This window comes from Balneola sp. (assembly GCA_003712055.1).
Lineage (GTDB): Bacteria > Bacteroidota > Rhodothermia > Balneolales > Balneolaceae > RHLJ01.
Map to the genome: position 1 here is coordinate 114507 of RHLJ01000006.1, position 22705 is coordinate 137211.

The 22705-nt window shown below is 39.6% G+C and carries 26 protein-coding genes; 4 read left to right on the top strand and 22 right to left on the bottom strand.

The annotated features are described in order from the left end of the window. Positions 1-137: 137 nt before the first annotated feature. From ED557_13940 to ED557_13950, 3 genes are read right to left on the bottom strand one after another with little or no spacing between them, the layout of a single operon-like run. Positions 138-1553 (bottom strand): hypothetical protein, encoded by a 1416-nt coding sequence (locus ED557_13940; GenBank protein RNC79620.1) that lies wholly within the window; start codon positions 1551-1553, stop codon positions 138-140. Further along, complete coding sequence (locus tag ED557_13945; protein ID RNC79621.1) at positions 1550-2053, bottom strand: hypothetical protein; 504 nt, start codon at positions 2051-2053, stop codon at positions 1550-1552. The genes ED557_13940 and ED557_13945 overlap by 4 nt, the downstream gene beginning before the upstream one ends. Next, the gene (locus tag ED557_13950) at positions 2050-2661 is read right to left on the bottom strand and encodes a sigma-70 family RNA polymerase sigma factor (protein ID RNC79622.1); all 612 of its coding nucleotides are present in this window, start codon (positions 2659-2661) and stop codon (positions 2050-2052) included. The genes ED557_13945 and ED557_13950 overlap by 4 nt, the downstream gene beginning before the upstream one ends. Before the next feature lie 86 nt (positions 2662-2747). Here ED557_13950 and ED557_13955 point away from each other — a divergent pair, with 86 nt between their 5' ends. Next, the gene (locus ED557_13955; protein ID RNC79623.1) at positions 2748-3311 is read left to right on the top strand and encodes a hypothetical protein; all 564 of its coding nucleotides are present in this window, start codon (positions 2748-2750) and stop codon (positions 3309-3311) included. A gap of 44 nt (positions 3312-3355) precedes the next feature. Here the strand turns inward: ED557_13955 and ED557_13960 are convergent, their stop codons facing one another. The 7 genes from ED557_13960 to ED557_13990 form a co-directional block, all read right to left on the bottom strand. Beyond that, entirely contained in the window at positions 3356-3676 is a 321-nt protein-coding gene (locus tag ED557_13960) for a hypothetical protein (GenBank protein RNC79624.1), read from the bottom strand. An 89-nt stretch (positions 3677-3765) separates the two neighbouring features. Then, positions 3766-4167 carry a DoxX family membrane protein gene (locus ED557_13965; GenBank protein RNC79625.1) on the bottom strand — a complete coding sequence of 134 codons (402 nt, stop codon included), beginning with the start codon at positions 4165-4167 and terminating at the stop codon, positions 3766-3768. A gap of 164 nt (positions 4168-4331) precedes the next feature. Further along, positions 4332-4595 (bottom strand): RNA-binding protein, encoded by a 264-nt coding sequence (locus tag ED557_13970; GenBank protein RNC79626.1) that lies wholly within the window; start codon positions 4593-4595, stop codon positions 4332-4334. A 134-nt stretch (positions 4596-4729) separates the two neighbouring features. Continuing rightward, complete coding sequence (locus ED557_13975; protein RNC79627.1) at positions 4730-5254, bottom strand: hypothetical protein; 525 nt, start codon at positions 5252-5254, stop codon at positions 4730-4732. Further along, positions 5251-5736 carry a 5-(carboxyamino)imidazole ribonucleotide mutase gene (gene purE, locus ED557_13980; GenBank protein ID RNC79628.1) on the bottom strand — a complete coding sequence of 162 codons (486 nt, stop codon included), beginning with the start codon at positions 5734-5736 and terminating at the stop codon, positions 5251-5253. Before purE ends, ED557_13975 begins: the two co-directional genes overlap by 4 nt. A gap of 44 nt (positions 5737-5780) precedes the next feature. Beyond that, the gene (locus tag ED557_13985) at positions 5781-8606 is read right to left on the bottom strand and encodes a T9SS C-terminal target domain-containing protein (protein ID RNC79629.1); all 2826 of its coding nucleotides are present in this window, start codon (positions 8604-8606) and stop codon (positions 5781-5783) included. Positions 8607-8737: 131 nt separating this feature from the next. Continuing rightward, positions 8738-9898, bottom strand: coding sequence for a 5-(carboxyamino)imidazole ribonucleotide synthase (locus ED557_13990; GenBank protein ID RNC79630.1), 1161 nt, complete (start codon positions 9896-9898; stop codon positions 8738-8740). Between the two features lie 220 nt (positions 9899-10118). On the opposite strand from ED557_13990, the gene ED557_13995 reads away from it, so the two are divergent. Further along, on the top strand, positions 10119-11027 hold the full coding sequence (locus ED557_13995) for a hypothetical protein (protein RNC79631.1): 909 nt from the start codon (positions 10119-10121) through the stop codon (positions 11025-11027). A gap of 72 nt (positions 11028-11099) precedes the next feature. Next, positions 11100-12179 carry a peptide chain release factor 1 gene (locus tag ED557_14000; GenBank protein RNC79632.1) on the top strand — a complete coding sequence of 360 codons (1080 nt, stop codon included), beginning with the start codon at positions 11100-11102 and terminating at the stop codon, positions 12177-12179. Between the two features lie 30 nt (positions 12180-12209). Here ED557_14000 and ED557_14005 read toward each other — a convergent pair whose 3' ends face one another. The 3 genes from ED557_14005 to ED557_14015 all read right to left on the bottom strand — a co-directional run bounded on the left by ED557_14005 (position 12210) and on the right by ED557_14015 (position 14440). Beyond that, positions 12210-13265: an adenylate/guanylate cyclase domain-containing protein gene (locus tag ED557_14005; GenBank protein RNC79633.1), complete on the bottom strand. Its 1056-nt coding sequence runs from the start codon at positions 13263-13265 to the stop codon at positions 12210-12212. Positions 13266-13380: 115 nt separating this feature from the next. Continuing rightward, positions 13381-14046, bottom strand: coding sequence for a GTP cyclohydrolase I FolE (folE, locus tag ED557_14010; GenBank protein ID RNC79634.1), 666 nt, complete (start codon positions 14044-14046; stop codon positions 13381-13383). Next, a complete protein-coding gene (locus tag ED557_14015; protein ID RNC79635.1) occupies positions 14036-14440 on the bottom strand; it encodes a MerC domain-containing protein in 405 nt (134 codons plus the stop codon). Before ED557_14015 ends, folE begins: the two co-directional genes overlap by 11 nt. Before the next feature lie 84 nt (positions 14441-14524). Between ED557_14015 and ED557_14020 the strand changes: the two genes are divergently transcribed. Next, entirely contained in the window at positions 14525-14905 is a 381-nt protein-coding gene (locus ED557_14020; protein RNC79636.1) for a transcriptional regulator, read from the top strand. 68 nt (positions 14906-14973) lie between these two features. On the opposite strand, the gene ED557_14025 is transcribed toward ED557_14020, so the two are convergent. From ED557_14025 to ED557_14065, 9 genes are all read right to left on the bottom strand, one after another. Next, a complete protein-coding gene (locus ED557_14025) occupies positions 14974-16305 on the bottom strand; it encodes a metallophosphoesterase family protein (GenBank protein ID RNC79637.1) in 1332 nt (443 codons plus the stop codon). Between the two features lie 49 nt (positions 16306-16354). Further along, positions 16355-18034 carry a metallophosphoesterase gene (locus tag ED557_14030; GenBank protein RNC79638.1) on the bottom strand — a complete coding sequence of 560 codons (1680 nt, stop codon included), beginning with the start codon at positions 18032-18034 and terminating at the stop codon, positions 16355-16357. Between the two features lie 96 nt (positions 18035-18130). Continuing rightward, entirely contained in the window at positions 18131-18574 is a 444-nt protein-coding gene (locus ED557_14035; protein RNC79750.1) for an SRPBCC family protein, read from the bottom strand. A 51-nt stretch (positions 18575-18625) separates the two neighbouring features. Further along, entirely contained in the window at positions 18626-19105 is a 480-nt protein-coding gene (locus tag ED557_14040) for an N-acetyltransferase (GenBank protein ID RNC79639.1), read from the bottom strand. Positions 19106-19114: 9 nt separating this feature from the next. After that, positions 19115-19549 (bottom strand): cupin domain-containing protein, encoded by a 435-nt coding sequence (locus ED557_14045; protein RNC79640.1) that lies wholly within the window; start codon positions 19547-19549, stop codon positions 19115-19117. 73 nt (positions 19550-19622) lie between these two features. Then, positions 19623-20147: an N-acetyltransferase gene (locus ED557_14050; GenBank protein RNC79641.1), complete on the bottom strand. Its 525-nt coding sequence runs from the start codon at positions 20145-20147 to the stop codon at positions 19623-19625. An 8-nt stretch (positions 20148-20155) separates the two neighbouring features. Next, the gene (locus ED557_14055; protein ID RNC79642.1) at positions 20156-20503 is read right to left on the bottom strand and encodes a hypothetical protein; all 348 of its coding nucleotides are present in this window, start codon (positions 20501-20503) and stop codon (positions 20156-20158) included. 124 nt (positions 20504-20627) lie between these two features. Then, complete coding sequence (locus ED557_14060) at positions 20628-20921, bottom strand: hypothetical protein (GenBank protein ID RNC79643.1); 294 nt, start codon at positions 20919-20921, stop codon at positions 20628-20630. Between the two features lie 49 nt (positions 20922-20970). Beyond that, positions 20971-22641 carry a class C beta-lactamase-related serine hydrolase gene (locus ED557_14065; GenBank protein RNC79644.1) on the bottom strand — a complete coding sequence of 557 codons (1671 nt, stop codon included), beginning with the start codon at positions 22639-22641 and terminating at the stop codon, positions 20971-20973. Positions 22642-22705 lie beyond the last annotated feature (64 nt).

Here is a 22705-nt window from a genome sequence, read left to right on the forward strand (position 1 = left end):
CCACCCCTCAATCCCCTCCAATGGAGGGGAGGCTTTTTACTTTAATTTTTTATTTAGATCAAAGAGTTCCCCTCTTGGGAGGGGATAGGGGAGGGTTAATTATCTGGGAAAGGACAATACTTAAAGTTTTCCAGTGATTATTTAATTATCACATTGGCATTTTGAGTGATGATTTCCATGGTTCCATTCCCGTTGCCGACGGTTCCGGTAACAATTCTTCGGTTACTGTACTCTGAAATCTGTTCGCCTGTAATGGTGAAGTCGGAATCTAATTTTCCATATTTGGTTTCAATTTTGACCTGACCATTAAACTTGGATTTCATAAATAATTCTACATTGCCGTAGTTCGACTTAATAAAGACATTCTCCATTACAGCAAGAGTTTCGATATCCATATTCCCTGATTTGTTATCAATATTTAGATTAGCTCCTCTTAAGTTCCTGGCCGAAATAGGCACATATTCTCCTCTGAAGGTTAAATCCTTTTCAAGATCATTAATGTAGAGTTTACCAGATCGATTGCTGATTGAGGCGGCGCCTTTAACTTTTTCTAAGTCAATATTGAGGTATTGGCCAGTTACCATCACATTCCCTTCTATATTCTTCAGATCTACATTAGCAGATCTTCCTTCTATTGAAGCACCTTCTGAACTGGTTATGTTTGAGGCATTTACGTGGGTATAATCTCCAACTACCCGAAGGGATCTTGCAGAATTGAGAGTGATTTTTCCGCTTTTATTATCAATGCGAACGTCCCCGTCGATATTGGTTAGTTCATATTCAACATAAGGGCCATCTCCGGTAAGCGATCCATTTATGTCGAAGGCATTCACAGCACCACTTCGATTTGTGATGTCCAGGTCTCCATCAACCTTTGAAATATTCATTTTTGAATAATTGGCATTTACTTGAACGGCCCCTATAATTTCCTGTACATCAATGCTAGCCGAACGATTTGCAATAAAAAGCTCACCCTGAATATTCATTGCTACGATAGAACCATAATCGTTATAGATTCGAACGGTCTGAAAGATATCTCTTGCTTTAACAGTACCACTTCGGTTTTCAACCTCAAGACCAAGTCGGATATTTTCGACTTCGATTTGAGAATACCTGGATCTAAGTCTTAAGAGAAGTTCCGAAGGGAGAGTGATTTCCAGGCGGTGTTCATCAACCCTGAAAGTCTCATTTTTGATATTAATGTTGGGGAAGTCAACCTCAAATCGCGCCTCGCCACCATTCCGCTTTACTTCAGGGTCAAAATTTTCAAAATAGCGTTCATAGGCCAGCTTATTCCCTTTGAAGTAGTATTTATAGCTTAGTTTCGTGCTATTATCTCCTTTAACTGTAATCTCCATTCCGGCATCAACCAATACTTCTAGTTGACTAATACCTTCAAGATCTACTTCTCCTTCTTTAGTACCATCCTGGAAGAATAAATCCATATTTGCCAGGAGGGCGAGCCTTTCCAGGCCTTTATCATTAGAATTCTGTGCAGAAAGGTTTAGAGAAATAAAAAGGACAGCTATAAATGGGATGATGATTCGTTTCATGATTCTAATTCCTCGTTAAGTAATAAATCTTTATAAAAATCTAGTTTGGTTGCGTAGAGCCGCTTAAGGGTATTTCGTTTGACAGGACTTTCTCCATTGATAAGGATGTCTGTCTTTAGTTCTTCTATTAAGAGGTCAATCTCTTCAATAGCATGGGTAGTGGACTCAAGAGATGATCTACGACCTTCTGTAGCCTGATCAATAAGAAGTGGTGGCAAATCACTAAGCTGGTTTGTGGCCGAGTTGAGCGTTTCATAAATCTGCTCATCACTGTTTTCTGCATTCGACAGGTTTTGAAGTGAATTACCTGTGAATACTATTCCAACAGCTGCAAAAATCAGAAGTACGGCAGCTGCATTTCCAACCCAGAAGCTTTTCCAGTGGATATGGATAATCTTTGCCGGCTTAGGTTTTTTAAGGGAGGATTGGACACCTCCCCATACAGCCTGTTTTTCTTCTTCTGTTGGTAAATCTGATGAATTATAGAAAGATTCGCTCATACCAGTTGTTGTTTTCTTAGTTCTTCTTTTGTGCGATGTAAGATCACCCTGGAGGTACCTTCCTTGATGTTTAGCATCGAACCGATTTCATTGTGTGAATATCCTTCCACTTCATGGAGAAGCAGAATCATTCGTTTTTCAGGAGATAGTTTTCTAATAGCTTTTCGAAGTAGTGACCAGTCATGAGAAGTAGAATGTTCTGGTTCCTGTTTATCGAGATTAGCCTCTTCCAGGTCTGTGAACGTTATTTTCGATCTCATTTCTGATCTCATCACATTTAAGCCAATTGAGAATAACCAGGTCTTGAATCTCGAATTGAACTTGAATGAATCTAGATTGTCGAATGCTTTCACAAACGCAACTTGAGTCCAGTCTTTTACTTGTTCCCGTTGATCAGAAAACTGAGCCAAAAATCGGAACAGGATTTCTACATAGCTCTCATAAAGCTTTTCATAAGCTTTTTGATCGCCAGAGAGTGCTCTGTTAATCAGTGCTATTTCTTCTTTTTCCGGAAGCAAGTAAAGGTTCTTTTCTTCTTTGATGCAGACCTGGGTTGAAACGTTACAACCAATGTTCAAAAAATTCAGATGAACATGAAATATGCTCACACGAAGATGCTAACACAAAGATGTGAGAAAGTTGGTGGGTATTTAGCCGTTAACTTATCAACGAGTTCACAAAATCAGGAGGAACTATGAAACAGCTATTAGTAACAATCATTTTTATAGGCATAGGAACCATAGAGATTAATGCTCAGCAAAATACTGTTCGAAGAGTAAACCAAATAGATTATAGCTACGAAGTAAATGAGGATATTCGTGAGTTGAGAAATTTCGAAAACAAACTGGATCGATTTTCATACGCTTTAATGGTTGAAGACAACTGGCAGGCGAAGAAGGTTAAGGATCGTATCCTTAATGACATGCAAAGAGAGATTCGTCAAACCAGGAGAGAACTGGACAGGTTGGATAGAAGTTGGAACAACTATTCAAAAAGAAACTATTCAGAGTACAGAACCCGAAGAGGTGGTATCCAGTCAAAAAATCGAGGACGTTATCAGAATTATGAAGTAAGGCTATTGATGGATCGACTTGAGGATCAAATCTGGATCAAAAACCGATTTGAGGAGACCTACTTAACAGGGAGAAGGAGAGCCCTTGTAAATAAGAAAAAGCACAGAAGATTGATGTACGAATTCAGGGATATTATGAGAGAAGAGATAGAGTTCGAGAGAGGACACAGAGACAGAAGAGGGTAGGAGTAACCCCGCCACGTGTAAAACGTGGCGGGGTATTTTTTTGCTTAAGACATTGAAACGGCGGTACCGCTAACTGAAACCATAAGCATGCTTCCATTAGCACCTATAGTTTCGTAATCAATGTCGATACCAATAATAGCATTTGCTCCAACACGAGCAGCTTTTTCTTCCAGCTCGGCGAAAGCTATCCTCCGTGCTTCCTGTAGTTCACGCTCGTATGAAGCTGAGCGGCCCCCAACGATATCCCGAATACCAGCAAAAATGTCTTTAAATATGTTTGCCCCCAGGATTGCTTCTCCTGTAACAACACCAAGATATTTTTGAATTTCTCGCCCATCAAGATGATTGGTTGTTGTCATTACCATAGTTAACTCCTTTGAAATTTAATTGATATAAAAAAAGCCGCTTAAGCTAATAAACGGCCTTTTTCGTATACATTTTTGAAAAGTTACTCTTATTCAGAATCTTTATCAGGAGTTGCAGATGCAACCAGGAATGGATAATAATATTTCTTGTATGCGAAAAGCAGGTAAAGATTTAAAGCAAATACAGCGATACCCATCACAAGACCTGAGCTATCAAGAAAAATGTGGAACAAAAGAATGTGAAGGGTTACTGGTGCAACAACTACTAAAGCTACTGGAACAAAACGATTTGCTAATAATAACGCTCCGGCTAAGATTTCAACTACTGCTATAAATGGGAACATGTATCCTGTTGCCATTAATGCCCCAAAAAAAGCCATTGGAGCTTCTGATAATTCCGGTTGTGGTAAAAACTGAAGGAATTTGTTCAGGCCAAAAACAAAGAATATCAGGCCGAAAAGATATCTTGCGATAGTTGGGACATGTTTCATAATAATCACCTCGTAAATTTAATAATAGTTTAATGTTGAACAATATTAAAGTAGGTGATAAAACTATGTGAGACAATAGATAAATCTTATCGTCCTGAAAGCATAAAAAAAGCCCCATGCAAAAGCATGAGGCTTTGATACCATTTAGTATCAGATAATCTTAATTATCTTCTCGGGCGGTTGTCTTCTCTTGGCCGTGCTTCGTTAACTTTAACTGGTCGGCCATCAATCTCAGCGCCATCTAATTGCTCGATAGCAGCGTGCCCTTCTGCATCGTTATCCATCTCAACAAAACCAAAACCTTTTGAACGGCCTGAGTATTTGTCTGTGATTACTTTTGCAGAACTAACAGTTCCAAAAGCTTCAAAAACTTCGCGTAAATGGTCATCTTTAACGCCATAGCTAAGATTCCCAACATAAATATTCATTGTAGTAAGTCTGAATTAATAGTTATAGGAAAGAATAGAATTCAGAGCTATAGTTCGAAATTGATTCTCTAGTCTGCAAGTCGTAGTCCATCCAAAGTGGCGGGTAAATTACAGGAATTATACACTATACCCAATTATTTATTAGATATATCCTTTCTACGGTAAGTAATACTGTAGGCTGGATGAAACTCAAGGCCTTTTTTGTTGAAATAGGTCCAGAGATATTTGTTTTCGTCCACAAATTCCAGTGTTTCTAATTGGGGTAGTCCATCTATGTGTCCCCCGTAACCCATAAAAGTGTTTACCATTTTATAAGGCCCTTCGAACACTGTTGTATAATCAAAGAAATCCATCTGCATTTCAATAGAAGTTCCAAAGCCCTTGATTTGTTTTAAACCAGGATGCCAAAACCAGGTAATTTCTCCTACTAGTTGAAGGCTGTCACCTCTGGAAAAATAGAGTTTGGAGACCACGGACTTCTGACCAACTCCCCACTCAAAAGTCTGTTGGGTATTATCTGTCGACCAGGTTCCACCAATTAAAAATTCGAAGTTTTGAAGAGGATTAGCGGTAGAATCGGCTTCCTGCGCATAACTATTAGCGGCTCCAAGCTGAATAACCCCCAAAATAAATAGGGTATTAATAAATCTTCGAATCAAACTAAATTCTCTGTCTTCTTACGAGACTCGTTTGCCATACCTTCATGGTATTGTTTAAGCTGCATGGCAATACCCTTGTCTTCTGTTGAAAGAATACGAAGTGCTAATAAGCCTGCGTTTTGAGCTTTACCAATCGCTACCGTTGCAACTGGAATTCCATTGGGCATTTGAACAATCGAGTACAAGCTATCAACTCCACCTAACGCTGAAGTTTGGATAGGTACTCCAATTACAGGAAGTGTTGTATGGCTGGCTAACATTCCGGGCAGATGTGCTGCTCCGCCTGCACCTGCTATAATTACTTTAATCCCTCTTTCTCGGGCTTCTTTTCCATAGTTAGCCATATCATCGGGAGTGCGGTGTGCTGAGACTACTCTCTTTTCAAAAGACACTCCAAATTGGTCCAAAATCTCAGCCGCTTGTTTCATTGTAGGCCAGTCGCTGTCGCTGCCCATTACCACGCCAACTATTGGGTTACTCATTACCTGAAATGATTTAGTTTATCGTTCGGATAAAGGTACAAAATCTATTTGAGCAATATCATCTTACCGGATTTCGATCCGAAATTTGAAGTAATCCTGTAGATATACATTCCAGAGCTTAAGCTACTTCCATCAAATGAAAAGCTTTGCTTACCTCGTACTTGTTGATCAAATGCTGTTGACCGGATAAGAGCTCCTGAAGTATTGAACACTTCAATAAGTACCGGAGATGGTTCTGGGAGTGAATATGATATGTTAGTGCTGGGATTGAAAGGATTTGGATAGTTCTGGTATACTTCAAATCGAGCTGGTACCTCAGGATCTGCTTCAGTACTTGTATTTGCCGAGTTAGAAAGGAGTAATTGATAGGAATCAGTAGCATTCCCTTCTTTCAGAATTATTGGCTCAAAAGAGCCTTCAAGCAAGTCTATATATTCATTGGTGGATTGATTATGGAGTGTAAGCTCAAGTTCATCAGGAACATTTGCCAGTTTTGAGACCGAAAGTATAAGATCGGAGTTAGTTCCTACCTGACCAATCTTTAGTGGAATATTTATCTGTTCCTCAAAGCTAACAGGAATCGAAAACTGGCTCTGTCGGATTTCTTCTTCCTCTTTTTCTCCAATGCCAAAAAATGAAACATAGTTAATGGATAAGGAAGTAAGCTCTTCGGCATCTAAAAGATCCCAGTCGGTTTTTGCAGTAGGAGATAAAACGATTACTAATTCGTCCGCTAAATCAAGTTCGGTACTTCTAAGTGTTAGTACCACATAGGATAAATCTTTGGAACGGGTTTTAAGGAAAGTACCACCATCAGTTTGAGCAGAAGTTGGAATAGTGATGCTGGAAGCGGACGAGTTTTCTATAAATAAGCCTTGCCAAGCGGCAACGGTATCATCACGGGAGGTAGTAGTAACATAATTGCTTATTGAAGGATCATAAATCTGACCTACACTACTTGCTAAAGATCCCCCATTTATAGTAATCGAAGAGAAATCAATTGCAGAATCAAACGGGTTACCTATCAGGTTCCAGTTATCTCCGGAAGTATGTAAATCAATGGTAACATCAGACGAGGGAACACTACCTGTCGCTCTAAGTTTTAGAGGAAGTTCAGAACTTTCAGCATTGGTATTATCAAAGAAATAGAAGATGAATCCTTCTCCATTCTTTATGCTATCGGAAAGGGATGAAGGAGCCTCCCAACTGCTGCCATTATAATTGGTATAAAAGTTTTTGTCATGATCATCACCGAATCCCTGAATTGGGCTAAAAGCAACTAAATCCTGTATCGGTAAATTAGAAGTTGGGCTAGCCATCATTCTCCAACCAGAGTTTCCATCTATTTCAACAAAGGGTAGAAAAGTGTCACCATTAATTTTAGTACCTGGAGAGAACAACGAATTATCATCTGTGTCGGCAGTAGAATGTGAAACCAGGGTATCACTGGTAATGTCCGGATTCAATGTGATGGAAACCCCGCTCTCAGTTCCAGGATATTCCACAAAAGTAATTACATCATTAGCAGGTGTTTTAATAGAAATCTTATCTCCGGTATTATTGAGGCTCAATGTTTCGGTTGAAGCAGCTTGAACAGTCGCCCCCCCGAAATCTCCATCAAAGGTGTCTCTGCCAAATAACAGTAAAGCCTGACCCGGTAGAATATTGGTACCCGATTCAATGACGTGACGATCACTGGTATTGTCAGCTACTATCCATTTATCCAGCGCTATCGTAGTATCCGCTGTATTTATTATTTCGAGGAACTCATCTGAAACACTACCTACACTTCCATTATTATTTGCATCCCCGTTGATGGCATCGGGGTTGAAGTGAATTTCATTAATGGTAAGTGAAGGATAATCGGGAAAAGTGACGGTATTGAAAGATCGGCTGATTAATTCTCCAAATGCATCGATCACGGGAATATGCCCTGCGAGCGATCTTCGAATATCCCTGGATTGTTCAACATGAAAAAAGAACCCGGTATTATTATCAGGTGCTTCTGTAGCAGGTGTAGTAGATCCATTGATAAAACGGCCTTGAACATTAGTAGAGCCGATGAGTGTGCATGATGAGCCGTCTCCTGTCATAGCGGCATCCACGTTGTCAGCGATTAGACTATCTCTAACTGCCTGGAGGCCTGGTTGAGGATCATCCTCACGACCATTTGATAAAAATACATCTTCACAGCTGGAACTTGCATGACCATGTAAATTGATGGCGTAGACATTTGAAGAAAGTTCTTTTAGAGACTCATGAGCAATTTGAAAAGCGGTACTATCATAATGAGCCATATCAGAGACCTTAAACTTCTCAGAAGTATCTGTATCATTACACACCGTGGTAGTTCCATCGCTAAAACTTGCTTCATCGTTCGAACAGCGGTGAGTACCAGCCATAGCCAGTAGACGCCCACCTAGATATTGGAACATATTTACTCCTTGCTGAGGAGTAAAGGAATCATAGATGGGATGTGGCACACCAACAATAACATCTCTTTGGTAATTAGGATCAGAAGCATATAGTCCCCAACCAAGAGTAACCGGAGTTTTCTCTCTAATCAGATAGTATTGTCGATCTATGAACGAGGTATCGGTGAGTAATACCATTTCATAATCACTAAAGTTGGCAGATAAACTATCTTCGGCCTGGGAATAGGATTCGGCAACAAATAAATCCATCATCCGCTTCCATTGCTCAAGCTGGGTACTATCAGGAACTACGAAACCTTCTGAATCTTCATCAGGAATGAGGTTTTGCTCATAGTTGATGAACTCTCCCATCAGGTTTCCGTTTTCGGATGTGATTTGAGCGTTTATGCTCACAGTAATCCCCATCAGTAAAAAAAGAAAAATACCCCGTCTCATAATTCTAATAGATTGAATGTCGACCCCTTACGGTGTGACAACCAAAAGGATACTACAACATTTTTAGAAAAAGTAGGGTAATGATTACCTAAAGCTTACCGCTTTTATACAAGTATTGAACCAGTGTCCGATCAGATTTCGAAATTACTGGTAAGCTCCTTCGCTTTTTGATAGGTAGCCTCAAGGTCATCTCCCAATAAGGTATAATGAGCCATTTTTCGACCTACTTTGCTTTGAACCTTACCATATACATGATAATGTCCATCTTCATGGGCTAGTCCATCAGAAATATGATCCGCTTCAGCAAGTCGGTTATGAGTTCCCAGCAGATTAATCATAGCTGCTGCAGGTTTATTCATCTTTGTTGAGCCTAAGGGAAGTCCCAATACAGATCGTACATGGTTTTCAAATTGAGAGGCTACACATCCTTCGATGGTATAATGCCCGGAATTATGAGGGCGTGGAGCAGATTCGTTCAATAGTACATCACCTTGTTCGGTCAAAAAGAATTCGAACGCAAAGATGCCTTTTCCATCAATAGCTTCAATAGCCTTTACAGCTAATTCCTGTGCCCTTTCCTGATATTTTGTATCGATGGGAGCAGGTGAGAGAACGGCTACACAAATATGATTTTCCTGGACGGTTTCACAACAAGGATAGACAACTGTACCGGTTTCATTTCGGGCTACCTGGACGGCCAGTTCTTTAGTAAAAGGAACAAAAGCTTCTGCTACAATATCATGTCCCTTAATTCCCCCAAGTTTTTCAAAGCCAGCTTTGGCTCCTTCTAAATCTCTGACAGTTTCATTGCCGTACCCATCATAGCCGCCTTTCGAAGACTTTAATAAATAAGGCCAACCATATTCATCGCCAAAGGCTTCTAAATCTTCTGCTGATTGAACAAGGCGATAGGGGGTAACCGGAATCCCCGCTGCTTCAAAGGTCTGCTTCTCAATGAGTTTGTTTTCAATAAGTGCAAAACTATCAGGTGAAGGAAAGATTGGGGTTCCGCTTCTCTCCTGGACTTCCTTAAGGAGGTCAGAACTGATAAACTCATTTTCCAGGGTAACTACATCGCACTTCTTGGCGAATTCAACCATTTCATCCACATTTTCGAAAGACCCGGAAGCTGAGAATGGGGTCATGAACTGAACAGGCTCATTTTCTGATCGGTCAGAAAAAACGGCGACCTGGATTCCAAATCGAAAAGCCTGAAGAGCACTCATTCTTGCCAGTTGGCCTGCTCCAAGGAAACCAAGTTTTGTAGATGAAGGGAGGGAAGTGTTAGCCATAAAATCTTTTGTTCAAAATTGAAGCAGAAAATAAGAAATAGGATTGTTAGAATAATGGGAATCCTAACTCTTAAACCTCAAGTTAGCTTAAAGGGGTTTTAAAAAGTTTTTGAAGCCAAATAAGTTTTTATTTTTACACAGACATCATTTTTATACTAAACCGTTTCGGTAAACGTGTATAGGAAAGTTTTTTGGGTTAATCATTAAGTAAAATTTTTAGATGAGATCAATAGCTCGTATTAAAAGGGGACAATATATTGCTGCGTTAATGGGTCTGTTTTTTGCACTATGCTGCGTTGAACAGGCACATGCCCAGAACGCTTTTTCAGAAATGGAGTTTGATACAACAAGTTATTATGTACTAACTCTAAACGACGGTACCCAGTTAACAGGAAAAGTGATAAAGGTAACAGAGACTTCTCTTATATTTTCGACCAATTCAATTCCGAGCATAGACATTCCCTTTGAGAATATTAAAAAGATAGAGGAGATCGATTCCCTAAATATTCGCTCTGATGGGGAGTACTGGTTTCCAAACCCAAGCTCAACCCGGTACTTTTTGTCTCCTACTGCATTTACCTTGGATAGAAAGGAAGGTTATTACCAAAACACCTACTTACTTTTTAATTCGGTGAATGTGGGATTAATGGATTTCTTTTCGGTAGGAGGTGGCTTTGAATTCTTAAGTACGTTCGGCTCTGGTATTTCTCCGATTTTTTATCTCACACCAAAAATTGGAGGCAAAGTAGCTAAAGATTTTCGGCTCAGTGGTGGTGTTTTGATGATAAATGCAGATGATTTTTGGTTAGGTACCATTTATACAGTAGGAACTTATGGCAATACGAACGACAATATTTCCGTCGGGCTTAGCTGGGGATTTATTGATGGAGAGATAGCAGATCGTCCTATATATACCCTCGGCGGGACAAAAAGAATAAGTCGAAGAGTATCCCTACTCACAGAAAACTATTTCTTCCCGGATGTAGAAGGAAATAATAGCTTTCATTTATATGGATTCAGATTTTTTGGCTCAAAGTTGAGTACAGATTTAGGTTTTCTAAATAACAGCGATATAAGTGACGACCTCGGTATAGGGGTTCCTTATGTAGGTTTCGCTGTTAAATTTTAGTAGTAGATAATCCGAATTCCTTTTTCTGCATTTTGCTTACCTTAGCTCGGCACAAAAAAGCAGCACATGAGCATGAATATTGAAGAAAAGCTAAAGCAGATTAAATCCAGATTCCAGGAAGTGAATACAGCGATGAGTGATTCCTCTGTATTTGATGACCCTGATACCTATACCAAGCTTACCAAAGAGAGGAGTGAGCTGGAAGAGTTAGTGCAAGACTATGATACCTGGTCCGATTTAAAAAACAGGCTTGAGGGTAATAAAGAACTCATTGAATTGAACGAAGATCCTGAGATCACTGAAATGGCACGGGATGAGAATAAAGAGATTGTTGTAGAGCTTGAACAGTTAGAAGAGGACATTAAAGTTAAACTTGTACCAAAAGACCCCGAAGACTCCAAGAATGCCATCGTGGAAATCCGTGCAGGAACTGGGGGAGATGAAGCTGCTATTTTTGCCGGAGATCTGTTCGATATGTACCGGCGCTATTCTGATTCAGAAGGCTGGAGTTTAAACCTGATGAATATCAATGAATCGGAAAAAGGGGGCTATAAAGAAATTGTATTCTCATTAGAAGGAAATCAGGTTTTTGGGAACATGAAGTATGAATCTGGGGTGCATCGTGTGCAACGCGTTCCCGCTACTGAGAGTCAGGGAAGGGTGCATACTTCTGCGGCAACCGTAGCGGTACTTCCGGAAGTAGAGGATGTGGATATTGACATTAATCCTAGCGATCTGCGGATTGATACATTTCGAGCAAGTGGAGCAGGAGGTCAGCACGTAAATAAAACCGATTCAGCAATTCGAATTACCCATGAGCCAACCGGGATCGTTGTTGAGTGCCAGGAAGAACGTTCTCAGCATCAAAACAAAGAACGCGCACTCACTATGCTTCGGGCTAAAATGTATGATATCGAGCTGGAGCAGAAGCAAAAAGAAAGAGCGGCTGAACGTAAAAGCCAGGTCTCGACCGGTGACCGCTCCGCCAAAATTCGGACCTATAACTTTCCACAAGGTAGATGTACTGATCATCGTATAAATCTCACTCTCTATAATTTAGATGCTATCATGAAAGGGGAGATTGGAGAAGTAATCAAAGCCTTAAGAGTTCAGGACAATCTGGAACGTATGCAAGGGATGGCTGAGGGGTAAAAGAACTGGAAGATTAAAGTCTCATTAGAGCTATAGCTTTATTTCTTTCACCGCAAAAATCTCTGTTTTCTTGGCTTTACCCTTCAGTTGTACTTCTCCTTTTGATACAAAAGTGTATTTGTCATTATAACTAATAAGATCGAATAGCTCTTTTGAAACTAATATTTCTTCTCGGCGAATTCCGCACTCGCTTTGAATTCTGGCGGCAATATTAATAGTGTCGCCGTGATAGGCTATTTCACGCTTTTTTTCTCCTACCTCCGCAACCATAATTTTTCCAACATTGATTCCTGCTTTAAATTGAGGAATCAGATCATAGTGATCCATATAGTAGTTGCTCCTTTCGGTAATACGTTTTTTATAACTATAAAAGGCAGACAAACAGTTGGATTTCTTTATTCCATTTTCTTTTGTCCAGGTCAATACAACCTCATCTCCTACATACTGATAAACTTCAGCTTTGTATTTAAATACTGCATTTAAATCTGAAAAACAGTCTTGAATTAACTGGCTGTATTTAAAATGCCCCAATTTTTCAGCAATTGAGGTAGAAGACGTTAAGTCCAAAAACATGAAAACTCGTTCTTCTTCTTTGGGTTTGTGAAAAGAACCCAAGATCATTTTCATCAAATTACCAGGCCCAAATTTTTTATCGAGCTCCTTTACGAAATGTATTACGAAGACCACCGTGAAACAGTAGATAAGTAGTAATAACATTTCTTTTGAGTACATGAAGCTATAATTGGCGCCTAACTCCAATCCACTTTCGTCAAAAAAAGAAAACATCGAGATACCCAGAATGGTTAGAAGAAAAAAGAACATTGAATAGATCAATGTTCGGAGAAACACAGCTTTACCAAAGGAAGTGCGTTTTGTGGGGTTAGTTGGTATCAATACTTCTACCATTCCAAATACTATTCCTGCACTCATTGCTAAAACTCCATATATCAAAGCCAATTCTTCAATTCTTAGATTTGGTCCATCCAACAAGTCCTGTCCAAACTGTCTCATTAACCCCCAGATAATGAAGGCTATAAACCAGACAATAGAGTGAGTAGATGCACTTTTTAAAAATCTATATACCATTGAAAATATTTGATATGATAGCAAGAAGAATGCAGGAATTATGTAAGCCCAGTGAATTTAGGTAGAGCTTCCAATCTTTGCCAATACCATAACGGAAGATGAGACAATCAAAGCCTTAGAGTTCCTTATTTCCAATCAGCTTTAAAAATTCCTCTCTGTGTTCCCTTCCCTCAAAACAGCCACCGTATTCTAATGTGGTAGTAAAACTATCCTTGTCTTTAATTCCTCTCGTGGAAACGCAGAGATGTTTTGAATTAATCATAACGATTACATCTTCAGTTCCCAGTTCGTTTTGCAAGTCCTTAAGAATCTGTAAAGATAACCGCTCCTGTACCTGTGGGCGATGTGAGTAGTAATCCACTAAACGGTTTATTTTAGAAAGGCCTATTACACGATCACCTGGTATGTATCCAATATGAGCATATCCTGTTATTGGTAAGAAGTGGTGTTCGCAAGCAGAGTCTATATTAATGTTTTGCTCAACAATAATTTTCCTGTACTCATAGTGATTTGCAAAGGTAGAAATCTTAGGTCTGTTCTCTGGATTTAAACCATAAAACATTTCCTTTACATACATCTTTGCAACCCGATAAGGAGTGCCAGCTAAACTATCATCGGTCAAATCCAGACCTAGCTCCTCCATAATTAATCCAAAATACTTCTCAATATTTTTGATTTTTTCGTCGTCAGACTTTTCAAAGGCATTTGGGAGTAGAGGGGTTTCTACATTCGCAGAGATATGGTTATCTCCCATAACCTCAAATTTCTCTTTATTTGTCATCTACACAGCAATTATCAGTTTTGCATTGGCAATACCTTCGATTATAAAGGTGCAAAACTACTAAGACAGTAGCAGCGGCATAAGTGACGATCTCTGAAAGCTCCAGCCATTCGAATTGTTCGTTTACAATAACAAAAGTAAGTGTGATCCAGCTTGTCCAAAACAGGGGCTTCATGAATGCACGAGAAGTTGTTTGAACAGATCGAAGTACAGCAAAAAAAGAAATCACTAAGAATACGTAGTTAATTGAAAGCCACCATAATGGAGCTTCTTCGCCCGAACTTGCTGTTCCTGCCAGTGCAACAAAGAGGAAAGGAGTGGCAAAACAGTGGAGCATACATAAGGTGCCTGCAAGAGCTCCCCATGTATCAGATTTGGAAATAATTAAATTCATTAAACAATTTACTTGATCGAAAGAACGGCAAAGATAAGGAAATCCGAACTTGTTATTGCAACATAGTTGCGATAGTTTTCTTCTATGGCCGTTAGAAGGAATACAAATACGACAAGATCATTGCTGAATGTTATTGAGCAAAGTAACAGTGCTCTTTCCGTTGTAGAATTGGTAAACAGGCTTACAAAGGAAATGAATAAGACTACAGTTTACCGGATTTTGGAAAGGCTTGAAGAAGATGGAATCCTTCATTCTTTTAAAGGAAAAGATGGACGCACATGGTATGCTAAATACAAGAAGTATTCCTCTGAAAAGGGTTCCGATACACACCCGCATTTTCAATGCAAGATATGTGGTAAGGTAGAATGCTTAGACGTTGATGTTTCTATTCCATCAATTCAGAATCGAAAGATAGATTCGGCAGAGTTACTACTCATTGGGCAATGTGAGGATTGCCTTTCTTAATACTGTTCAGAAACTACTATACCTGTCATTTACGATTTATGATTTATCGTGAACACAAAAGACCATTGCTATTTTTGCAATAATTCCTTCTTGCCAGTTATGAAATCTTTAGCAATAACAGCTCGGTCATATTCGTCTCCAATGGCAGTATAGGCTACATAGGTGAGTGTATTGTCTTCAATTGTAATAACCTGGAAAAACTGGGTTTGTTCAGCATCTTTATCTCGCTTATACCCCTCCCCGGCATAGTCTTTCAATTGTTCATTATCCAACTCATACTGCTTAGGTCCACTCACAGAAGTGACATAAACGGTATTAATGCCTTCTTCATCTTGATCTGTGGTTCGAACTGGGACATGACCTCGTGCATAAGTATGATCGTGGCCATTGAGCACCAGATCAACGCCGTATTTGTCAAAGAGTGGTTTCCAGTTATCACGTGCAAATTGGAAGTTGCGCCCCTTTGCTGGCGAAAACACCGAGTGATGACAGGTAACAATCTTCCATTTAGCGGTGTTATTTTTTAGTTGTTCCTCGATATAGTCGGTTTGCTCTTCAAGCTCATCCGTGGAATTTAGGACGATGATTAGTATATCCTGGTAGTTTACAGTGTATACGGTTTCATGTAGTTTTGAATTCAGGTCCTCCTCAACAGGTAGGGTAAATTGCGGTCTCCATTGGATAGAGAGCCTTCTTGACTTTAAATTTCCAGTTCGCATGAATTCATGGTTTCCAACAACAGGTATTGCTGTCCATTGACTATGAATAAATCCACCGGCCTTAAACCATTCCGCCCATTCCTGATCGCGGTGAGCATCATTGATAAGATCTCCGGCATGGATCACAAATGATGCATCAGGAGCTGTTTGATAGGCCATGCGAATTACCCGTGACCAATGAGCGAGAACGTCATTCTGGGCATCGCCGAAGTAAACAAATTGAGTAGGTTCGTACCCAGTTTTTGCTGTACGAAAGTGAATCCACTCAGACCAGCGATCATTTCCGTCTCCTACGCGATAGGCATACAGCTTATCTGGTTTCAACCCTTCAAATGTAACGCTGTGGTAATGAACTAGTAGTGATTTATTCTCTTTATATAACCCGAGATCAAATTCTTCGGTGACTGCATTTACAGTTACGGCGTCATTAACAAACTTTGAGTTCACCGTAGCTTCTGCAATTTGCGCCACTGCCTGGTTAATGCTGGTATCAGTACGCCAGGTTACGGCTCTTGTTGTTGCCGGATCGCCATTGAACGTTAGTATAATCCGGTCCGGATCTTTACTGGGTATTTCCCAGTGGTGAAGCCCACTATGAGTGTGACTATGTTGAGCACTAACAGGGAAGGCGGTGAAGCATACAAATGCGACAACATAAAAAGCTAAAAAACTGGATTTCATATAATTCTTACTCTAAGATTAAAAGTTCAATTTTATTTTCCTTCTTTGATCACTCTTCAATTACTCTCATTGTTTGGTATGCAGTAAATGTTCTGCCATAACGGTCTTTAGCCATTACCTCGATAACATGTCTCCCAGCCGGCCAATCAGTGCCCAGATTCGCTTCCCATAAATGAGAAGAATTTACCGGTCTGGACATTCTTCTTGAGATCGGGTATGGCTGATCGTCTAGCTCTGAATTTCCATCCCACAATTCAGGAAACTGAAGAGCCTGCATATTCTCATGTCGCTGAGAAATTTTTGAGTAGTAGGGGTCAGGCTTATTCACCTTTTCCATAGGCTGCCATTCAGTGGCTCCGAGCACACGATAGCTTAATTCCGATTGTTCGCTTCCATTAAAGAAATTGACAGTAAGAAGAGTAGTTTCTCCAGAATTCGCCACAATTCCTCTGGGGACATGAATGTTCATCTTATGACTTTCCGGACTACCAGCAACTTTCCAGTCGATAATATATTCAGTGCCATTAAAAGTGATGAATGAATAACCATTGGGAGTTCCGTCACGCATCATGGTGTGAGGGACATCGGTTTCATCCCGGATACCATTCCACCAACTCCCGGAAGTTGTACCCACATTGAAATGATGATGCGGTACCTCTTGCTGCCAGTCAGAAGAATCTTTGTGAAAAAATACATTGTTCTGTGTATGAGTATGAGCCGAGATGGAGAGCGTGTTTGGAAAGTCCTTTAATAGATCAAAAAGCTTTTTTTGATCGCTGTTTCTGAACGTTTCGCCGTGCTCAACCAGAGGAATATGCATGGTAAGTACAATAAGATTGTCTTTTGGGACCACATTAAGATAATTGCTAACAAATTCGATCTGATCAGGACGTAAGCCTCCTACATAACCTCTTGCTCCTTCGGGCTCATCCATGATTACATTATCAACTACGATGAAATGAACATCACCATACACAAAAGCATAATTGGCCGGACCAAATACCCGCTCGAAAGTGTCATCTGAATCTTCATCTCCAATAGCCATAAAATTCACATCGTGGTTACCCAGAACGTTGTACCACGGAATACCAATCTTTGAAACAGCCTGGTTTAAGGGTGAAAACAAATCCAGGTCATCTCCAACGATGTCGCCCATCGTCATTCCAAACTCCAGGCCTTGAGCATCAATCAATTCAGAAATGATATCCTCAGCCAGGAAATCAATTTGTTCCACATTGTAAGGCTGAGGATCACCAAAAACGACCATTTTGAATTGATTGGAGCCTGTTTCTTTATACAATGGAAAATTGATTCGGTCGGGTAGTGGGCCGGTTGGCGGAATACCTGGATAGGTGAAATTCTCAGGAGAACCAGCAGGTTTATGCAAGTAGAAAAAGCGCGGCAAATTGTCTTCATTCACCGGAGTCATCCAGTCACGGGGTTTAATCACAAAAATGATCGCGTCATCATCAACAGGAATGCTGTATTGGCCATTAGCGTCTGTTTGAACCAGGTCCAGGCCATTGGAAACAAATACACCAGGAATACCAATTTCATTAGCATCCATAGTTCCATTCTCATTCGCATCATGATAGACATGTCCGGATGCTAGCTCTTCTCCTTGACCTACCTCCAGAGTGTTAGGTAAGACAATTTCGTTGGTATTTTCTGTTGAAGTGTTACAAACTGACAGAGTAACTAGAAAAGTAAGAATGATTAAGGGGCGCATGGCAAACGTTAGCTTTATTGATTATCCAAATAAACAAAAAAAATGCGCTACTGTAGTTAACTAAGGATTAAACTTTAGTTTTGATCCATTTAAATATCACGACTCGAGGTTTGTTTTGAGATCGATGAGTCTCTGCCTAACGTTAGACTCAAGATTCCCCCTTACAAATTTACCGAATAAGGAGAAAGGAAATCGTAAAGTGAATGAATATTTGAAAATCACATTACATAGATTTGCTTCAATAGCCTTAAAAGTCCAGGATCCGGAGAAAGATTTAAATAAATAAGGCCCTTTAGTCATTTTAATTGCTGTGACCTTAGGTCTATTAAATGAAACGTATTCTGTAACCATCCCGAATCCGTTTTTTGCAACACAATATGCTTTTACTCCTTTATCCGCTTTTGATGCTCCTTCGATAAGTTCTGCATGTTTAAGAAAAGTATCCCAATCCAAACGCTGTGTGTAGTCCTGAGTGTAATCGAAAGCTTCGTTTGGGGAGCAGTTGATCTCTATTGATTCTGTAAAGTTTATACTTTCCATTAGCCACATATTTTCAGCTGGGGAGGAGGTGAAGTTTCGTTAGAGCGTTGGTCAGTCATTCTTAACCGGGTTTGTTAAACGAAACCGGATAAACTCCTCGTCTCCGACTTTTAACTCTTTATCTTTCTTAAAGCCAAGACGCAGAAAACCTTTGATTCGAGTTCGAGAAGGGGGGAAGAAAACAACCACTGAGTCTAAACCCATTTCATTAAAAGCTTTATCGATGATCTTTTTATATAGCACTTTGCCAATACCCCAGAAATCAGGATGGAGCACCAAAGCCAGGTCTGCTTCTCCTTCTTCGGGTTGGAGTCCTCCCCAACCCGCAAACTGATTGTTTACCACAAAAGCCCATGGTCCATAGCCATGTTCTTCCCAAAGCTTCTCTTTATTTGCGACAAACTTTTCGCAGCTTTGTTCTGTGAACTCACCTTTTAACAAGGGCATCTGCCTTCTTACCAGGGTATTGTTCATCAGTTCCATAATGTCTGAGGTATTGACTTCTGTTAACCTCTTAAACTCAATATTCATGAACTCTTTTTATCCCTCGTAAATATCAAAATCTGCAGAAACAGATTTCATTAACTCAGTATTAGCAAAGTCACTATCTGACATTGTTGAGAGTTTTTCCAGATATACATCGAATTGCCCGTTTTTGAAGATGGTGAGCATTTTTCCACCTTCAGTACACCTCGCAGCATGCCAAACATTTGGAGGGACAGTGATAGTATCTCCTGCTTTAGCTACAATCGTTTCATCGTCAAAGATAAGTTCTACTTCCCCTTCTAAGATGTAGAATACTTCGGTCATAATTTTGTGGTGGTGCCTCCCCAAATAAAAGCCGGGTTTCAGGGTGTCTTCCACAAAACTTAACTCACCATTAGTAAGCCGAGAGGAAAGTTTTATAAAGCAGTGGTCTTGAGAGTAGTTATAGTTATCACCTTCTCCATTTCGAATAATCTCTTTTTCTATCATGGCTATTTACTTAAAAATTATTGAAGCAATTTGATACAGAGAAAAAGTAATAAACTTGGCGGTGATTAGAACACTATATGTTCCAATCCTCTCTACCTATCCGAAAAGTTAAATCTGTACCATTTTTTCTGACCAAGTGATCTAATTCTGGCTGAGTGATTTCCTTTCCTCCCAATTTTTCTACCGCTTTTTGAGATCTGATATTCTCTTTGCCAATATAAAAGATTATATGCTTCATATGGTCGAGTGCATAGTCAATCATGAGTTTCTTCATGGATCGGTTATATTTGCCACCCCATGTATCCCTGGCTAAAAACGACCATCCTATCTCGATAGCGTCTTCTGCTCCTTCTACTTTCTTAAACCTGGTACTACCAATTGCATTTCCCGTCTCTTTATCAAGGATGAGAAAAGCCCCTTTTGATTGTATAGCTCCAGCAAAGAAATCAATAAACACTTCTCTTTTATACCTATCCCAATTTGGATGCTGTTCCCAAATCAGAGGATCTTTGGCTACTTCATAAAGCACCTCAAACTCATCTTCACCAAGAGGCCTTAGAATTATTAACTCGTCTTCTAACGTAGGTTGGAGGTTCATTGATCCTTTTAAAGATTAGAACTATAGGTTCTCGTTTTCCATGTATAATGTATAGCCAGTTCAGCTTCAAAATCATCGATATTCTTATGAAGTATTTGAATCATATCCTTAAACTTTTCTGTACTCCCTTTGGACTCTGCAACTTTTAGATCCTCTTGATTCTTAAAAATAACTTCAAAACTTGGATAACCATATTTATAATCGATTTTAAACTCTGGTAATTCGACTTGAATATTTTCAAAAACCTCTAAGAAAACATTCTCGTATTGCATTCTTTTTTTTCGAGCGTATATGATTCTAAAGGTCAACCAAGCTAATATGATAGCAGAGATTGTAAATAGTATGATTCTAAACATGAGCTCTTAAAAGTATATAACCTCCTTTTCAGTTATTTTTTTTCGGTTATGTTATTCTCGAAAGCCTCGGTTTTTCTTTGTCATCCAAAGGATGTGCTCAATGTATGTAATCTAAGTATTCTATTTATCTGCGAGCGCCAGGAAACCCTTTACGACTTTCATAAAAATGTCCTGATTCTTCATCCAGTAATTCATCTCTTTTCTTTTTGGTCATTGTCTGAGGTTCTTCAATAAATACAAAATCTTTGGTTATAAGAACCCATAAATAAGGTATTAGCCAGGTAAAAGTTAAATGTAGCTTCTTCCTTTTGCTAGATAGATAGGCACACCGAATAATTTTGATTGAATGCCCCCAGCTTAGGTAGATGTATCCAGAGACAAGAAAGAAACTAATGATTTTTAGAATTATGGAATCCATTATGCCCAAACATAATGATATGATATCTCTTATCCATCTTCGAAAATACTCATTCCAAAACTGCAGGTAAGATATACTTCTCAATCATAAGCTCAGCCTGTGGATGTGCATAGGGTTGACCAAAAGCAGTTGCAGTTATTACAATCACGAGAGGTTCATCGGTAAACATGATGACTTTATTCCCTCCATAACCGCTGGCGTAAAAAGCATTATAGGATTTTTTTTCTGTTGAGAATTCTTCGTTCCAAAAAAGGTAGCCATACGCTGGTTGATTGGGCGTATCTGCAAAATGATTAGTTAAGCTTTGTTCAACCCATTCTTCAGATAAGACCTGCTTTTCATTCCACATTCCTTTGTTTTTATAAAGCTGACCATACTTGGCAAAATCCAGAGCACTAAGAGCCAGCCCTCCGGCAGTATGGGCGATGCCTTTGGGAGTATATTGCCATTTGTACCTTGAAATGCCCAGTGGTTTGAATAGCTTCTCATCAGCATATCCTTCCAGCCCACCTGGAACTGTGATTTGGATAATATCTCCGAGTAACACCGAACCTGCAGTGAAATAATCAAATACCTCACCATTTTCCTTGTTTTTATCCATCGGTAAATCCAGGGTGAATTTCGCCCAATCATTCGACGGATACATGTTAGAGTCATTACCAGGGGTATCGGAATCATTGTCGGAACCATGGAAAGCAGAGCTCATGGTTAAAAGGCTTTCTAGCGTCACCTGAGCTTTTTTGGAGGAATAATTCGGGTATTGCCTAAGGTCATAGAATTCATCCAGTGTCTGATCCACTCCTTTAAAATGGCCGTCTTGGATAGCAATTCCAGTGATAGTTGCAGCGAAGGACTTTCCTACTGATCGGGTATTATGTAAGGTGTTTCGATCACTCCCGTTAAAGTACTCCTCAAATAAAAGCTTTCCGTCTTTAATCACCACAATACTGGTGATGTGATTAAATCTTTTCTGAGCTATACGTTCATTAAGTGCCCTGATTTTCTCTTCATCGTAACGGTCTTTAGATATTTCCCACCCACTATTCGGTTGAATAGGTTGGATGGCTTTTTCTGCTTCATTTACTTCAGGTTCAGCATATTTCAGTGAGATTTCACCTTCCGCGATTAAATCACCAACAATGAGTCCTTCATCGCTATTTAAATAGGGGCGTAGTTCAATTTTTACAACATGTGTTCCTGTTACGAGTGTTGTATAAGCATCTGTTCGATATAAAAAACGTGCCCATAAAAATCGTCCCCATGAATCTGCATTAATACTGCTTATCAGAGGCTTGTGCAGGATAGTGTCTTGATTCTTTCTTCGTGGGAGCCCTGCACCGCGATTGAGATTTTCTGTATAAACTAATTTGCTGTCTATATAAAAGGAGAATTGAAAATTTCCCCTCTTTAGAAGCTCATCTACAGATAAGGTCGGATCTAATTGGTGTAGGTAATTTGTAAGAGAGTTATCAAGAAAGGCGATGAAGTTCAGATCACTGTCGTTTTCTATTTCGAAAGAAGAAAGGAATTCACTTTCCTTATATACTTTTACTGGAAAGATGCCTGGCATGAAAACAACGTTCCCAACATTTGCCTGGTGAAGGGGAGAGGTGATACCTTTATGTTCTACAATATCAGACATTGTTTTGGATGAGCTTTGCGCACATGAGGATGCAAATGGGATGACAGCGAATAATAGGACAAATACGAAGGTTCTCATTTAGAGTGGTATTAATTCATAAAGCACCAAACTATTCCGGATTTACCATCCAAAATAGAATGAA